At 51.7% G+C, this 15,377-nt stretch carries 17 protein-coding genes; 2 read left to right on the top strand and 15 right to left on the bottom strand.

Annotated features, from left to right (window positions below; genetic code table 11):
* Positions 1-223 precede the first annotated feature (223 nt).
* The gene (locus DFP95_RS00270; RefSeq protein WP_181907188.1) at positions 224-2,119 is read left to right on the top strand and encodes an LTA synthase family protein; all 1,896 of its coding nucleotides are present in this window, start codon (positions 224-226) and stop codon (positions 2,117-2,119) included.
* Positions 2,120-2,190: 71 nt separating this feature from the next.
* Here the strand turns inward: DFP95_RS00270 and DFP95_RS00265 are convergent, their stop codons facing one another.
* The 10 genes from DFP95_RS00265 to DFP95_RS00225 all read right to left on the bottom strand — a co-directional run bounded on the left by DFP95_RS00265 (position 2,191) and on the right by DFP95_RS00225 (position 7,054).
* Positions 2,191-2,445: a YuzB family protein gene (locus DFP95_RS00265; protein WP_115990525.1), complete on the bottom strand. Its 255-nt coding sequence runs from the start codon at positions 2,443-2,445 to the stop codon at positions 2,191-2,193.
* Positions 2,432-2,734: an iron-sulfur cluster assembly accessory protein gene (locus DFP95_RS00260; RefSeq protein WP_115990523.1), complete on the bottom strand. Its 303-nt coding sequence runs from the start codon at positions 2,732-2,734 to the stop codon at positions 2,432-2,434. Before DFP95_RS00260 ends, DFP95_RS00265 begins: the two co-directional genes overlap by 14 nt.
* Before the next feature lie 68 nt (positions 2,735-2,802).
* On the bottom strand, positions 2,803-3,039 hold the full coding sequence (locus tag DFP95_RS00255; RefSeq protein WP_115990521.1) for a hypothetical protein: 237 nt from the start codon (positions 3,037-3,039) through the stop codon (positions 2,803-2,805).
* A gap of 64 nt (positions 3,040-3,103) precedes the next feature.
* Positions 3,104-3,997: a M14 family metallopeptidase gene (locus DFP95_RS00250; RefSeq protein ID WP_115990519.1), complete on the bottom strand. Its 894-nt coding sequence runs from the start codon at positions 3,995-3,997 to the stop codon at positions 3,104-3,106.
* Between the two features lie 193 nt (positions 3,998-4,190).
* On the bottom strand, positions 4,191-5,003 hold the full coding sequence (gene racE, locus DFP95_RS00245; protein ID WP_115991297.1) for a glutamate racemase: 813 nt from the start codon (positions 5,001-5,003) through the stop codon (positions 4,191-4,193).
* Positions 5,004-5,170: 167 nt separating this feature from the next.
* Positions 5,171-5,524: a YtxH domain-containing protein gene (locus DFP95_RS00240; protein WP_115990517.1), complete on the bottom strand. Its 354-nt coding sequence runs from the start codon at positions 5,522-5,524 to the stop codon at positions 5,171-5,173.
* Positions 5,525-5,529: 5 nt separating this feature from the next.
* A complete protein-coding gene (locus DFP95_RS00235) occupies positions 5,530-6,027 on the bottom strand; it encodes a hypothetical protein (RefSeq protein ID WP_115990515.1) in 498 nt (165 codons plus the stop codon).
* A gap of 158 nt (positions 6,028-6,185) precedes the next feature.
* Entirely contained in the window at positions 6,186-6,608 is a 423-nt protein-coding gene (locus DFP95_RS00230; RefSeq protein WP_115991296.1) for a DUF86 domain-containing protein, read from the bottom strand.
* A gap of 19 nt (positions 6,609-6,627) precedes the next feature.
* Positions 6,628-6,765, bottom strand: coding sequence for a hypothetical protein (locus DFP95_RS28745; RefSeq protein WP_181907244.1), 138 nt, complete (start codon positions 6,763-6,765; stop codon positions 6,628-6,630).
* A 1-nt stretch (position 6,766) separates the two neighbouring features.
* On the bottom strand, positions 6,767-7,054 hold the full coding sequence (locus tag DFP95_RS00225; RefSeq protein WP_115990513.1) for a Dabb family protein: 288 nt from the start codon (positions 7,052-7,054) through the stop codon (positions 6,767-6,769).
* 86 nt (positions 7,055-7,140) lie between these two features.
* Between DFP95_RS00225 and DFP95_RS00220 the strand changes: the two genes are divergently transcribed.
* Positions 7,141-7,392: a hypothetical protein gene (locus tag DFP95_RS00220; protein ID WP_115990511.1), complete on the top strand. Its 252-nt coding sequence runs from the start codon at positions 7,141-7,143 to the stop codon at positions 7,390-7,392.
* Positions 7,393-7,453: 61 nt separating this feature from the next.
* Here DFP95_RS00220 and DFP95_RS00215 read toward each other — a convergent pair whose 3' ends face one another.
* The 5 genes from DFP95_RS00215 to DFP95_RS00195 all read right to left on the bottom strand — a co-directional run bounded on the left by DFP95_RS00215 (position 7,454) and on the right by DFP95_RS00195 (position 15,343).
* On the bottom strand, positions 7,454-7,831 hold the full coding sequence (locus tag DFP95_RS00215; RefSeq protein WP_115990508.1) for a cupredoxin domain-containing protein: 378 nt from the start codon (positions 7,829-7,831) through the stop codon (positions 7,454-7,456).
* A gap of 148 nt (positions 7,832-7,979) precedes the next feature.
* Entirely contained in the window at positions 7,980-9,404 is a 1,425-nt protein-coding gene (locus tag DFP95_RS00210; RefSeq protein ID WP_115990506.1) for an NAD-dependent malic enzyme, read from the bottom strand.
* Positions 9,405-9,523: 119 nt separating this feature from the next.
* Complete coding sequence (locus tag DFP95_RS00205; protein ID WP_115990504.1) at positions 9,524-9,964, bottom strand: phage holin family protein; 441 nt, start codon at positions 9,962-9,964, stop codon at positions 9,524-9,526.
* A 220-nt stretch (positions 9,965-10,184) separates the two neighbouring features.
* Positions 10,185-12,917 (bottom strand): discoidin domain-containing protein, encoded by a 2,733-nt coding sequence (locus tag DFP95_RS00200; protein ID WP_115990502.1) that lies wholly within the window; start codon positions 12,915-12,917, stop codon positions 10,185-10,187.
* Positions 12,918-12,931: 14 nt separating this feature from the next.
* Complete coding sequence (locus tag DFP95_RS00195) at positions 12,932-15,343, bottom strand: glycoside hydrolase family 31 protein (RefSeq protein WP_115990500.1); 2,412 nt, start codon at positions 15,341-15,343, stop codon at positions 12,932-12,934.
* Between the last annotated feature and the right edge of the window lie 34 nt (positions 15,344-15,377).

Below are 15,377 nucleotides of genomic sequence, written 5' to 3'. Positions count from 1 at the left end.
ATGTTTGTAATCTCCCCTTCATTAGAGCTATACTAATTTTTGTTTCCGTGTTTACACAGAGTTAATCATGGGGTAACGCGATGTTAACGATGGTCGTTTAAGGAAAGGATGTCTTATTATGTTATCGCGGTTACGAACTGCATCCCTACAAAGCCTTCATTGGACCTTAAAGGGACTTGGACTTTGGCCTCTATGGGGAATTACATTGCTCGCAGTATCCCTATTGTACAAATTAAATTTTCTCAATCATGAATTCAACGTAGGCGAGATGAATGATTGGAAATGGAAAGTTAACCTCGGTGCCGTCCTTCTCGCTTCTTTTTGGACGATATTCCTTGGACGCAGAGCCAAGGCGCTCTCGTTGGCAATATTGGATCTCGGGTTATCGTTCCTTCTTTTCTCCGATCTCATCTATTTTCGTTACTTCAAGGATTTCATCTCCGTGCCGGTCTTGCTTCAGGCCGGTCAAGTCGGAGAGCTGCAAGCCAGTATCTGGAGTTTAATACAGCCGGGCGACTGGATTCTATTCGCGGACATCCCCGTAGCGCTCGCGCTTGCAGGCTGGGTGTTGTGGAGAAATTCGGCTAAGCGTCTTTCCGCGACAGCCATTACTCGCCGCGAAGCGCCAACGTCAAAGCTTCGAGCATCTCTCTGGCGCAAATTCATTCCGGCGACTCTCGTTTTTGCCATTGGCTGGGCTCTGATCTACTATCCGGTAGAGGAACAAAAGAACGGCTGGGCCCGCGGCCTGTTCGTCGGCAACTGGTGGAACATTCCGATCTATAACGTAACCGGATTGCTTGGCTTCCACGGCTACGACACCTATCGTTACGCCAAAGAGCATTGGTTCGGCGACGAGTTGCCCGAAGCTCAAATCGAAGAAGCCAAAAATTGGTTCGCCGAGCGGCAAGCTTTGCAGAAACAAATGGAGAACGAGCCTTTATTCGGTCAGTACAAAGGCAAGAACGTTCTCGTCGTCCAAGCGGAAGCCTTCCAAGAATTCGTTATCGGACAATCGATCGGCGGGGAGGAAATCACCCCCAACTTGAATAAGCTCATCGGGCAGAGCATTTACTTCCCTAACTTCTATCACCAGACCGCCCAAGGCAGAACATCGGATGCCGATTTCCTGACGAGTTGCTCCATGCACCCTCTGCCTACAGGTTCGGCGTTTATCCGTTTTGCGGGCAACGAATTCGATTGCGTGCCTTCTATAGTAAAAAGCGAAGGTTACGATGCCACGGTCCACCATGCATATGACGGAAGTTTCTGGAACCGCAACAACATGTACCACAATATGAACTACGATCAATTTTACAACATCAAAGATTATACCATCGACGAGCCTATCGGTTGGTCACTCGGAGACACTTCCTTCTTTCGTCAAACGGTCGAACAACTGAAGGAACGTCAGAAGTCGCCCTTCTACGCTTTATCGATCACCTTATCCAGTCATCATCCCTTTAAGCTTCCTTATACCAATCAGGAGCTTAGCGTCGGAGATTTACAAGGAACGATTCTCGGCGATTACGTGCAAGCGGCGCATTACGTGGATTCCGCGGTCGGCGAGCTGGTCGAGGATCTGAAAAGCGAAGGGCTATGGGAGAACACGATCCTAATGTTCTATGGAGACCACGACAACTCCGTATATGATTGGAAGCTTTACGAGAAATATTTCGGCAAGCCCGTCTCGGACATCGATAAGGACCGAATCGTGCGCAAGGTTCCTTTCTTCATCCATCTGCCCAACGACGAGAACGCCGGCGTGGTGGAAAAAGCGGTCGGACAAATCGATACGACGCCGACGATCATGCATTTGCTCGGCATTCCGACAGACAATCGCTACTTGATGGGAATCAGCATGCTGTCGGAGGCGCAGAAGTCGGTCGTGTTCCGTAACGGCGGTTATACCGACGGCAAAGTCTATTTCGTTCCTAGCGGAGACGGAATTACCGGGAACGGCGCGTGTTACGACTTGACCGGAGACGAGCCGCAAACGACCGATTCCGCGTCATGCGTAGCAGGCGCGGAATCAGCCAAACAAGACTTGAATATATCCGATCGGGTCATCGAGAACGATTTGATCGCCGTGTTCCACGAAGAAGACGACGGGAAATAAAAGTAATAAAAAGTACGCGAGACCGGGATAATCCCGTACTCGCGTACTTTTTCGTTTCAGGTATAATGCAATCAGGATTTCACGTATTTACTGGCTTTCAGGATCGCTTCGTCTTCCGTCGGCGCGGTCACGTACCTGCCGTTAACGAAGATGAAAGCATACCGCGAACAAGGTCCGCAGTAGGACTTGCAGGCGACCTTGATATCGGTACCCGGCGCAAGCTTCTGCAGCTTAGGCAATGTCGTCTTCACCTTCATATGCTTGCATTTGTCGCAAATCCGGATATCGTTAACCGGCGTCGTCTGCTCGGCGTCAGTGCTCTCCATGATTGCCCTTGGAAGGATTCGTGATAATGAATCCTTCTTTCGGAAAATAAAGGTAGTCGATCTTGACGCCGTCGAGAAATTCTTCCCCTTTGGTCAGAATGACGTCGATGCCTTTATCGGTGGAAACGACTTCTTCCTTATCCGTCGGCTGTCCCATATCCATTCCGTAATGCGCATGGTCTCCATGGCTGTGAGTAACGAATACCTTTAGCTTTTTGTCCGCATTTTCCGGCTTGTCCAATTCTATGCGCAACACCTTGGCCGCATTGCGCGTTATTTTACAATTCATATGCGATTCACTCCTGTCAGGTTCTCCGTTCTATTGTAATGAAACGCGTAGTTTCATGCAACATTGCATTACGATTTAAGCGAGTATTTGCGTTCCATGGCATGAGCGTACCAGCTTGCCGCAAGCGCCGTGAAGGCGGCGTCGTCTATGGGAAGGAACGGCATGAAATCCGGAAGGACCCAATAGAGGGCCACCGGTACGATAAAAAGCAGCTTGTCCCTCAGCGACACCCTCTCGGAACGAAGAAGTCGCCATACCCGTCCAGGGAGATGCTTCCACAACGAGATCCATGATCTACGAGCCATTCGAGGGTTCTCCTCTCGATTTTCTTAAGCTGTATCCAGTTTACCCTCTTCGCCTGAAAGCGAATCATGTCGGAGAGCAGTCCAGCGCCTCCGCGAGCAGTCTAGCCACGTCGTCATAGATTTCTTCGAACCCGTCCATAGGAAGCGGGTTATGACCCCAGCCTGCCTCAACGGTAAATCCCGGCCTGCGAAATCGCGAAATGAACCAGTCCTTATATCCAGCATCGCTTCCCTCTAGATAAACGGCGCGGTAACCGGAGGCGACCGCTAGGCGATTCGCCCATTCCCGCGATTCGGGCGGCTCGTCGTTGCGATAATTCCAATAAATTTCTTCACCTTGCGTATGCAAGGCGAGCACGGCATTGAAATCGTTCTGCTCCGTGAATTCAACTAACGCCGAGGCCTCAGGCTCGGATAGTGGCTTCTCACCGCCGTAATCGCGAGGGCCGGGAGTAACAATGGCCCTTCTCCGACGCTCCTCTTCCCAATTCGCGGGAAATTGATCGTTCAGATCGACGCCTCTGGCATTGGCCTTCCAACGATGAAAGCGATTCGATCCGCGATTCCATTGCAGCAGATCTTTAAACGCGGTATGTTGCGCGTTCGCGCCTCGCTGAACCAGCTCCACTCCGTCCGGATTCACCATGGGCACGATCCACAAGCTACAACGAGAAAACAAATCCTTTGCCGACTTGCCCCAGAAAGGCTTCCTCTTCGCGCAGGATCCGGCAAAATCGTTCGCGAATCTAATCAACAACAACGAAGTGATCCATTCATTGGCATGGCACGCGCCGTTAAAGTGCCAACGAAACGGCCCAGCCCCCAATCTAATATACGAAATCGGCTTTCCTAGTACGCTTCTACCTATCGATCCGGCACTGACGAAAGGATATTTACGCGTTAATCTTCCTATTTCCTTGGCGAGCTCATTCGGCCCGAAGACCTTCACACCGGTCATTGGCAGCCCTCCTACTCCTTGTTCGTTCTAAAGTTGTATGTACGCCGTCCTCAACATATAACCCTCCGAACACAAGTCGCATGGCTTCGCCATCCTTGGAACCGTAGGTAATGTAATGTCCGAACATACAGGAAAACCCGGACGAACGGTGCGTCCTTAAGACGTCTCGTTCGTTCGGGCTTGGATTTCCAACTTAGGCTCCTATATGCGGAACCTGCCATACGACCGGAGTTAAACGAATTTGTTCTCCCAACCAGTTCTGGGCGATCTCCTGGAATTTCTTCGGGTCCCCGCTGCAAAAAAACTGATGTATGGGCATTTCGTTCCTGCCGGCTAACTCGTTGGTCCCGTGCAATATCGTGCTGATCTCCCTGGCCGTCTCTTCCGCCGAGCTGATAAGAACCACTTCGGTTCCCATCGCTTCCGAGATGGATTCCGCCAGGAAAGGATAATGCGTGCAACCGAGAATCAAGCAATCCATGGCGGAATCTCGCAGATTGCGCAAAGAGTCGGACACGATTCGGGAGGTTTCCTTCGAACGGAAGTTTCCGTCTTCCACGAGCGGGACGAAAGCGGGACAAGCCCGGCTGATCACCTCGACATGGGGAGATAACCTTTTGAGAGCAAGATCGTATGCACCGCTCTTGATCGTGCCCTCCGTGCCGATAACGCCCACGATGCCTGTCTTAGTACGGCCGATCGCTGCCCGCGCGCCCGGATTGATCACGCCTATGACCGGCAGATCAACCCTTTGCCGAATGTCCTCCAAAGCTGCCGCGGTAGCTGTGTTACAGGCAATGACGATCATTTTAGGTTGATATTGGATAAGATAATCCACGATTTCCCGGGTGAAAGCGACGACTTCGTCAGCCGCCCTTGGCCCGTAAGGCGTTCTTGCGGTGTCGCCGAAATAAAGTATCTTCTCTCGGGGTAACTGACGCATCACTTCTTTCACGACGGTCAGTCCCCCTACGCCGGAATCCAGGACTGCGATCGCTTGTTGCACGGTCACACCGCTTTCTCATGGTTGTTAAGTCGATTCTTGATACATTATGAGGGTTGCTATGAAAAGGTACCTACATCTTAGCTCATATTTGGACAAGGATCAACGCACGAGAAAACGCCGCCCTGCGGGAGCGGGCGGCCATTTCGCGACTGTTAATCGATCAACGGTTACAGCGCGGCGGATTTGTCCTCGTCATAACTTTCTTCGGTTGCCGCTACTTCATCGGTCTCCAATACGGGCTCGCTTGACTTGCGGGAACGGATATCCGTAACCAGACGCCCGGTCGCCTCCTTAGCATCGACGACTAAGCTTGATGTCCGTTTCGCCAAGGATTGCACGGCAGATCCGGCTTGACGACCGATATCCGCCGTCTTCTCGCCGACTTTCTGGGCAGTCTCGGCAATATCGCCACGAAGCTCGCGGCCGGATTTCGGAGCAAATAGCAACGCGGTTACGGCACCCGAAACGATCCCCGTCAGAGCACCCCACAAAAACGATTTAACGACTTTCTTGTTAGCCATTACTTTCACTCTCCTTCAGATGGATCCGCACTCGGTCTCGGTTGTCGGCAGCTGTCGGAAGGCTGTTCCTGTTCCTTATCGGATCGCTTCCTCCACATGGTCCATATCCTACGCCCTATATCCGCGAGGTCGAGGTCGTCTGATTGTCGATCGCGATTACCGGATGTAGCTTGGAACGGAGCCGTCAAGCATTCTCTATACAGCTCCGTTACGCTGACCGCCGCTTGCGCTGCGGCCTGCGCAGCATCGCCTAACGCCCTCGCCCCCTCCGCGAGCGTTGCGAAGCCCTGCAGCTTTCTCTTAGAAGCCGCTATAGCTTCACGCGCTTCTCCGGCCAACTCCTTGCATTGGCTCAGGGAAACCTCCGCCTCTCTGCCGACGTTCGCGATCGTATGTTCCAGAAGTGCGAGCGACCGGGCCACCTTAACGATTCCGATCGTCAGTGCCGCCGCTACCGTCAATACGGCAACCGCGATTGCATAAGCCGCAATGTCCCATGCCATCCGCATTCCCTCCCGCTGCCGCGCAATCCGGGCGAATGCCCATGCGGTTAATGACAGTATAAGAAGCTTAGGCCCGTCTTGACACAGCGGACAAGCAAAAAAAAAACGGCCAACCGCGACTTGGCGGATGGACCGTTCCGATGAATAGATATGTAAGATTAGGATAACTCTTTGCGCAAGTAGGCTTCCACTTGATCGGAGAAACCCATGAGAATCCGCGGCAACTCGGCTGTCAACGGGTGCAGTTCGCTTCGCGGCCATTTGTCGTACTCTTGAACCAACGTTTTGCGCAGCAGCACCAGCCGTCTTAAGGGAACTGCAACCCGTTCGGTTATGACCCCTTCTCCGGCGATGATCTCGATGATATCTTCGTAGCTGCTGGCATCGCGCATGATGAATCCGTCTATCAGGGAATGCCCGACATCCGTCGCGATTTCCGCGGATAGGTGCAATGCCCGTTCTTGAGCCAAGCCCTCCGTCAAGCTTCCCGTCCAGGATACGGTAGCTGCCGATAACGCTTGCGCCAGCTCCGGCAAGCACGCTAACCGGGAACGGATGCTGTCGACGTTCACGTCGTACAAGGACAATATGGACGCCTCCTTATTTCTTCTTGCGTCTGCCTCTGCGCTTCAACCAGACCGTCATGATTACGGCGCTGATCAAGATGACGACGATGTAAGTCATCATCTGATACACGTCGCCCATGTTCGTCGGATCTTTCTCCACCATCATCCTCATCTTAGCTCTCGTAATCGACGCTGACGGATGCTTCTCTTACGGAAGTCACGTGTTCGATAACTTTCTTGTGAACGGGATGAACCTGATAAGCTTGCAAAGCGGCCATGGAATCGAATTTGGTGACCAATCCGATATCGTAAGAACGCTCCGAGTGAAGGATGTCCGTACCGACTTCCAGATGGCGGAGTTCATCGATCTTGCCCTCCATGTCGCGAAGAACCTGTACCGTGCGTTCGACGGCTTCCGGGCTGTTGTCTTTCAACTTGAACAGAACGATATGAGTAATCATCTTTTCCCATTCCTTTCTTATCATGAGGATTTGGAGTGCCGCGCATACTACCTTTACAGTTAAGCGAAGGGAGTCATTCGAACATTATGCGTAACGCCATGACTATTGCCTGTACGCTGATCGGAATCGCGCTAAGTTTGTTCAACGCATCCGGCTACGACCCCCATAATTTATTTCTCATGATGTTCAGCGTCCCGATGTGGTTCGTCGAGGTGTTCACCGACATCCATAGGGTAAATATATGGTTTATGTACGTATTAACCGTGATTAGCTGGGCCGCAATCGGCTACGCGGGGGATCGTATCGTCTCCCGTGCGCGCGATAGGCGTTATTCATAAGTTGCATGGCTAAATGAATTACGAAGGGAAAAAAGGAGCCTTTGCGGGCTCCTTTCGTCGTTTATTCGACGATTAACGTCGATTTCATCGTCGCATGTCCTTGACCGCACATGATCGAGCAATGCATTTCGTAAGTTCCCGGTTTATCGAACGTGATTTCCGTCTCCGGAGCATCCTTGCTTAGCTCAACGTCAGTGCCGACGATTTCGAGGCCGTGATTCCCCAGCTTGTTGGCGAACTTCACCTTGTAATTCGTCCCTGCTTTTACATGGTATTCTTTTTCGTCGAATTCAAAGTTCGAGGCCGTAATTTTAAGCAGTTCTTGGCCTTCCGCCAGCTCGGATGCCTCATCAACGGGTTTCTCGGGCAAGCTCGTTGCCATCAGATAAACGCCCATTGCGCACGCGATCGTAATCAACGTAGACAAAATCCATTTCATTGTCTATCTCCCCTGCTTCCTACAAATTGTCTACCTCTTATATTACCTAAAATACGCAATTGAACTCAAGCACTTGTCCGAAGAGTTAGATCAACTTTTTTAACATTTGACAATTTCATGAACATCGCCGGGCATTTTTTTCGCATGCCTAATCCAAATTACGGAAATCTCCGGGAACCTTGCGGGCGACGCCGCTATGTATGGCCTCTTGTATAACGGCTTTACGAACGGCAGGAACGACCTTGTCGTTAAAAACGCTGGGAATGATGTATTCTTCGTTTAATTCTTCATCCGTGACGATGGAAGCGATCGCTTTGGCTGCGGCAAGCTTCATGGATTCGCTAATCGTGCTGGCCCGCGCGTCGAGCGCTCCCCGGAATATCCCCGGAAAGACGAGAACGTTGTTGAGTTGATTCGGATAATCGGATCTTCCCGTCGCGTAAACCCTCACGTAAGACCCCGCTTCTTCGGGAGTAATCTCCGGATCCGGATTCGCCATCGCGAAGACGATCGGGTCCGCGTTCATCGTGCGGACGTTCTCGCTGCTTAATAGTTTGGGCCTAGACAACCCAATGAATACATCGGCTCCCCGGATCACTTCGGATAAGCTTCCTTTCTCGTTGCGGGGATTCGTAATCGCGGCATATTCGTTCCACACTTCGTTCTCGTATTTCTCGTCTTTGTGAATGGCGCCTTCCTTGTCCACTCCGACGAGATGAGTGACGCCCGCGGATAGCAACATTCGGGAACAGGCGATTCCCGCCGCTCCGATCCCGCAAACGACCACCTTAATATCGGACATCGACTTGCCGACGATCTTCAAAGCATTGATTAAGCCTGCTAACAGAACGACCGCCGTTCCGTGCTGATCGTCGTGGAACACGGGAATATCTAACGCTTCCTGCAGCCTTCGCTCGATTTCGAAACATCTTGGCGATGAGATATCCTCCAGATTAATGCCGCCGAATGTCGGAGCTATCGCTTTAACGATAGCAATAATCTCTTCCGTATCCTTCGTATCCAAGCAGATCGGAAAGGCATCCACACCCGCCATTTCCTTGAATAGCATCGCCTTTCCTTCCATGACGGGCATCGCCGCGTGAGGTCCGATATCTCCTAGTCCGAGTACCGCCGTTCCGTCCGACACGACCGCTACCGTATTCCTGCGAATCGTCAGGGAATGGGCTTTATTGATATCGTCCCTGATGGCCAAGCACACTTTAGCCACGCCAGGCGTGTAGACTCGGGATAGATCGTCCCTGTTCTTAATCGGTTGCTTCGATTGGATCTGGATTTTCCCTCCGAGATGCATGAGGAAAGTACGATCCGACACGTTGACGAGATGTATTCCGTTCATCTCCTGCACCGCTTTGGCCAGAGAATCTACGATTGCCGGCTCGACTACGCTAACCGACAAATCGCGAATTTCCGTTTTCCTGCCTGGTCGGATGACGTCGATCGCTACGATGTCTCCTCCTTGTTGCCCGATGACGGATACAAGCTCGGCGAACGTAACCTTCTGCTTGTCCATCTCGACGCGAAGCGTGACGCTCGTGCCGCCTTCGAATCTCATAACGATTTAACCTCCCTGGCTTAAAGTCTTTCTGTAATAGATTATATCCTGAGTTGCGCCAAAACAAAAAACCGACCTTCATTGTGTCCGCGGGCACATGAAAACCGGCTCGAATGAATTTACTTTATCGGCGGATCGGGAGGTTCGGGCGAATCGGGTGGATCCTTTGGCTCGCCGGCCCTGTCCCTTAACACTTGAACGATTTTCTTTAAACGGTCGGGCAACGGGAGTCCCAACCTTCCGTAATTCTCTATCACGGAAAGAAGCTCGTTAGCGATGTAGAAAAACACCGCGCTACCCATCACGATTTCAGCCCCGAGCAATACGTCCAAACGGTGCGCGATGATCATGACGAGCAGGATAAGCGCTTTTTTGAACAACCCCCAGAATCCGATGTTGCTGTTTAGTCCGCTGCCTTCCTTAATTGATGCGGCAACTCCCGTAAAATAATCGATTGCCATTAGTACGAGTAGAAAAGTCAACGATTCGGTCCATAACCCGAATGAGAAGGAAATTGTTGCTCCCAAAAATGCGCATATGATCCCTGCTTGCAATTGCATCCACCGTTCCTCCCCGGTTTAACTAGTTTTTTTTATATATTCTATTCGAGGTGGACAAGACGGGAACGGTGTTTTCACGGACGACAAGCAACCTATTCCATGGATTTTTTGCCGTCCTTCGCTTTATCCAGCTAAATTGTTTAGCACTTCAATAATACATGGCATAGGAAAGACCGCTACGCAAGCGTAACGGTCTTCTCTTAGCTTTAAGCATATAACGTCAGTAAGCCTCGAACTCCGAAATTTGCGCGGCCGGCCAACCGGTATTCCCGGTAATCGTCACTCGCACGAACTTGGCTTTTACTTGATCCAAAGGAATTTCCACGGCGTTCGCCTTCTTAGGATCGAAGGTATAAGGCTTGGAAGCAAGAATGGATTCGAACGTCTCCCCATCCTGGCTAACGAGCACCTCGATATCCTGATCGCGCGATTCCCAAGCGTCCTGCGGAGGTAGCTTCAAGATCAGCTTGTCGATCTCTCTTTCCTTATCCAACTCCAGCGTCAACGATTGCGGAAATTTCTTGGCCGTGCTTTCCCAATACGTGTAAGGGTCGCCGTCCACCGTCAGCTCCGCCGGGAAAGCTTCGGCCGTATTGGATGTCGAGAACGCCTTCTGCAGCAAAGCTACGTTAAGTTCGACTTTCACTTTCTCGAACGTTTCGCTCGATTTGCTAGGTTCCTTCGAGGTTGCCAGCTCCACGTAACCCACTTTCTGTTCTTTGATGAGCCCCACGTAGTCGAAGATTATGAAATCCCCTTCTTCTTTCACTTGAAGATCGGATATCTTCGTGCCGTTCGCCAGATAAGCGACCGCCGTAGCATGAGGCCAATCCTTGCCTTTGCGAATCTTGAGCGTCGTGTCTGCGCCGATCGGCTGATAGACGCGGATAACGTCCTTCTCTCTGACCTCTACTAGATTATGGTCCCCGGCATCCAGGTCCAGTCCGTTCAATCGGGCGAAGTTGCCCGCCCTGCGGTTACCGTCGTCGGAGGTGACGTCATATCCGCCCGGAGCAAGCGAATCGTCGCCGTTCAGCGCGTATGCTTCGTCCTTGTTCCAGTTCGCCGTCACGGCGTAATCGCCGAAGTCCGTTCTTGTTACGGTAGGGGTCACTTGCTCGAAGCCTTCGACCAAGGAGTCCGCGTATTGGGACAGAATGTATTTCTGGAACACTCCGACCGTATCGACCCAAGGATTGGCCACGCCATTGAAGAAGTCGACGCTTAGGTTATATCCCATCGCTAAGTTCCATCTCAGCATGTCTTGATCGTCCGTCATCGTCTCCGCGGCCAAATCATGGTGGAACAGCATGACCTTGTCGCGGAAAAGCATGCCGGATAACGGATAGTAGTCCGTATAGGATGACGTGTTCTTGCGATAACCGAGCTGGTCCCACAAGTAGGTCGAGCCCATGAAACCCACGGCATCGTCCGCCAAGACATCCGTTCCGTCCTCCATGTACATATTGGCATCTAATCCGTCGAAATAATTGCGGACGCCTTGGAAATACGCGGTCGAGGGGTCGGTGCCTTCCGGTATCGTTTTATTGAACACGTAGGGAGAATTCCGAATGCCCCACTGATCCTCGAAAATACCGTCGAAGCCCGCTTGCCCGAGCAGCTTCTTATGCTCCTCGGCCGTCCGTTGGAGGAAGAACGGATGGCCCGTGTTAACTACGTAGCCGCTGTGATTGCCGTAATCCTCCTTCGTTATTTGACCGTTGTCCTTCAAGACGATTAAATCTTCCATGGTCGTGCCCGAAGGCAAATTCGCGAGCGTCGGGGAATTGTTGCCCCACCATGACATGTTCGTATAAGGAACGACTCTGTTTCCTTTGTCCTTCGCCGCTTTCACGAACGTTTGAAAAGCCGGATCCCCTCCCCATTTGGGATCGGGAGGAATGAAGTCCGGATAATTCTCGTCATGGCCGCCCTTCTGGAATCCGACCAAATGTATGACCCCGTCGTAATTCATCTTATCCAAGTAATTGGACGTCAAATTACTCCAGCTGCCATCCTTGATCGCGGAAATATCCGTCTTGTAGAACGGCAATTGGAAATAGACGTCCTTATCCTTGCCGAGCTTGTCGGTCAACGATCGATATTCGTCCAGCTTGTTAAGCTCTCGATAGCTGGCGATCGTCCCTTCGTAATCGCCGAACTCGAGCACGACGGACGGGCTGTTCCATTGCTTCTTCGGATCGATCCACGTCTTATAGTTGTGGACGATGCCCGTCTTCCCGGAATCGTCCACCTGGCTCTTGAAGCCCAAGTCGGTCGTCGCGACGATGTCTCCGCTTATGTCGTAGACGGCTAAATCGCCGCCGGCCGTACTCATTCCCAGATAAGAAGCAAACAGGACGCCCGGATATTGATCTTGGAACGAATTGCTCTCCTTGAAGAACGCGTCCTTCAGCTTGGCGCCGGGCAACATCGGCAGAACCGCATCCTTAACGGATGCCGAATCGACCTTCAGCTCGTACGGGAAACGGAATGACTTGATCGTCTTATCCGATTGGTTATCGACCGAGGCGCTCATATAAATCCGGTTGTCGTCCTCGAATCGGGCGGTCACGTCGACTTTAACCGAGCCTCCGTAGCGAAAGACCAGCTCTCCTTTTCGCTTATTCCAATCATAAGAGAAGTTTTCGGCTATTTTGCCGTTCGTGGAAGTATCGTCTTGAGAGAAAGCCCACCATAACGCTTGCTCTCTGTTTCCTAACGTGAGGTTACTCTCGCCGTCTTTGTTTTTAATATACTCGATAGCTCCGTTATCGGAACGAAAGGCGATCTCGTAGCGGTCGTTGCTGACGATCAGCAACCCGTCTTTGTCCTTGAAGCTTGCTTGGGCGCTGAACGGCGAGTAAAAGAACAAATAAGCACCCGCCAAAATGAGAACGATAGCGCCGATCGAGAGCCACGATGCTTTGGATTGCCAAAAACGCTTGGCCACACGCTTTCCCCCTGTTATCGAATTTGAAGCTCAAAGGAATGCTTAACTTTAATCGTCACTTGAAGCGTTTGTTTCGCTTCGTCGTAAATCCAGGCATCCGTCTCCACGTTTCCGGATGAGCTGATTTTCGTCGGTTTGGATTCGACGGGACTTAGGGCAAGGATCAACTCTTCTCCGCAAGGCCAACCATCGCTTGCATAATCGCAAGCCACGCGAATCCCGCCCGGCGATTGCTGAACGCTCCATTCGCGAAGGGTAAACCGTCCCGCTTCGAAAGCGTAGGTGCGACCGTCGTCCTCGTATTGGGAGAAGCGATGGATTCCGTCATGGCCCGACCCGACGCGAATTCGTACCCTTAGAGGTTGTTCGGAAGACTCGTTCATAGATTGGCGCAGCTCCTGCTCCGGAATAATAGAGCCCGCCTTCACGTATAGCGGCATTCTCTCTAACGGCGCATCGGCTAATACGGGCCTGCCTCCCTCCAGCTTCTCGCCGGTCCAATAATCGTACCAGATGCCTTCGGGTAAATAGACTGCCCTTGAACAAACGCCGGGGCGATAGATCGGCGCGACGAGCAAGCTCGGACCGAGCAGGAATTGATCGCAGACATTGCTTACGTTGCGGTCCTCCGGGTATTCCATGATCAGGGAACGGACGATCGGAATCCCCGTCGTATGGGCTTCATAGAACAAGGAATACAGATACGGCATGAGCCGGTACCGTATTCCGATATATTCGCGGCAGATGGCTTCTATTTGCTCGCCGAACATCCATGGTTCTTGGCGGCGCGACTCGATCACGCTATGATTGCGGAAGAACGGGAAGAACGCGCCCATCTGCGTCCATCTGGCCACAAGCTCTCCCGAGGCATGGTGGGAAAACCCGCCAACGTCAGGACCGGCGAATGCGATTCCCGACATTCCCAAGTTGAGAACCATCGGAATGCTCATCGCCATATGCTCCCAGAAACTGCGATTGTCGCCCGTCCATACGGTCGCGAATCGTTGAATCCCCGTATAACCCGCGCGGGTCAGCACGAACGGCCGCTCACCCGACATGCTTCGCTTCATCCCCTCGAAAGTCGCCTTGGACATCAACAAACCGTATAGATTATGCCATTCTTCATGGGTTTTCGGATTTCCGTTATTCCCGTGCACGACATCCAAATCCATCGTCTTCGAATCGTTAAAAACGGAGGGCTCGTTCATATCGTTCCAAATTCCGTTTATTCCGTGTTTGACGTAAAACCGATGATGATCTCCCCACCATTCGGCAGCCGCATCATCCGTAAAGTCCGGAAAAGCACTAAGACCTGGCCACACCTTGCCGATAAAGATATCGCCCTCGAGCTTACGGCAGAAATATCCGTTCTTGACCCCTTCCTTATAAATCGGGTATTTGGGATCCTTCTTCACTCCGGGATCTACGATCGGCACGAGTTCGAATCCAAGCTCCTTCAGCTCGGCCATCATTTCCTTCGGCTTGGGAAATCGCTTCGAATCCCAAGTAAATACCCGATACTCGTCCATGTAGTGAATGTCCAGATACAGAACGTCGCAGGGGATTTTCTTTTCCCTGAAGGTACGGGCGATGTCCAGCACTTCCTCTTGGTTCATGTAGCTGTACCTGGATTGTTGATATCCGATCGACCACTTGGGAGGCATATACGTTCTGCCCGTAACCTCGGTCATCCGCGACACCGCATCCTTGATGCTAGGTCCAATCCAAATATAAAGATCCAATTCGCCGCTCGTCACGCTTACGGAGTATCTATCCTCGCGAGTCCTCATATCGAAAATCGACCTACCCGGGTTATCGAGCAGCAAACCATAAGCCGGCTTGCCGTATTCATAATGAATAAGAAAAGGAATCGACTGATACAGGGCGTCCGTATCTTGAACGTGAGGCTCGTAAACGTCGCTGTTCCACATTTCGTAACGTTCGCCGTTCTTATCGAGGAAGCCGGTCTTCTCTCCGAGGCCGTAAAAGTAGGAATCCCGCGATTTCGAAGCCGTGAAGGTTACTTTATTCTTATCCTCCCAGGCAATCGACTTCTCTTCCAATAGTAGCTCGCCCCGCGCATTGAATATCCTTAGCGAGAAGTTCAGCGGATCCACGACCGCATGAAGCTCCGACGACGATATGACGATATGCCCTTCCCGCTCTTCGACCGTTAACGCTGCATTCTTCGCCGCTTGTTCGACGATTGCGGGCGTCGCGCTCAAATCCGGCTCTTCTCCGAAAAATAATTTCATGCGAAGCGTATGTTCGTTAAGGAAAAGGAATACGAGGTTGGCATGTTCGCCGCGCAATATGACGTATTCGTCGTTATGTTCCGTTTTGGTTATCGATCCGATCGATCCGTTAAGGATCGGATCCTTTCCGTCGTTCGGTTTATCCGGCATAATGGCTTCGCTCGTTAGCATTTCATTCACCTCTGATTATATAGAAGGTTGCCTC

It is taken from the genome of Cohnella lupini (genome assembly GCF_003386205.1).
GTDB classification, from domain to species: domain Bacteria; phylum Bacillota; class Bacilli; order Paenibacillales; family Paenibacillaceae; genus Cohnella; species Cohnella lupini.
This window is presented reverse-complemented; position numbering and strand designations above follow the sequence as displayed.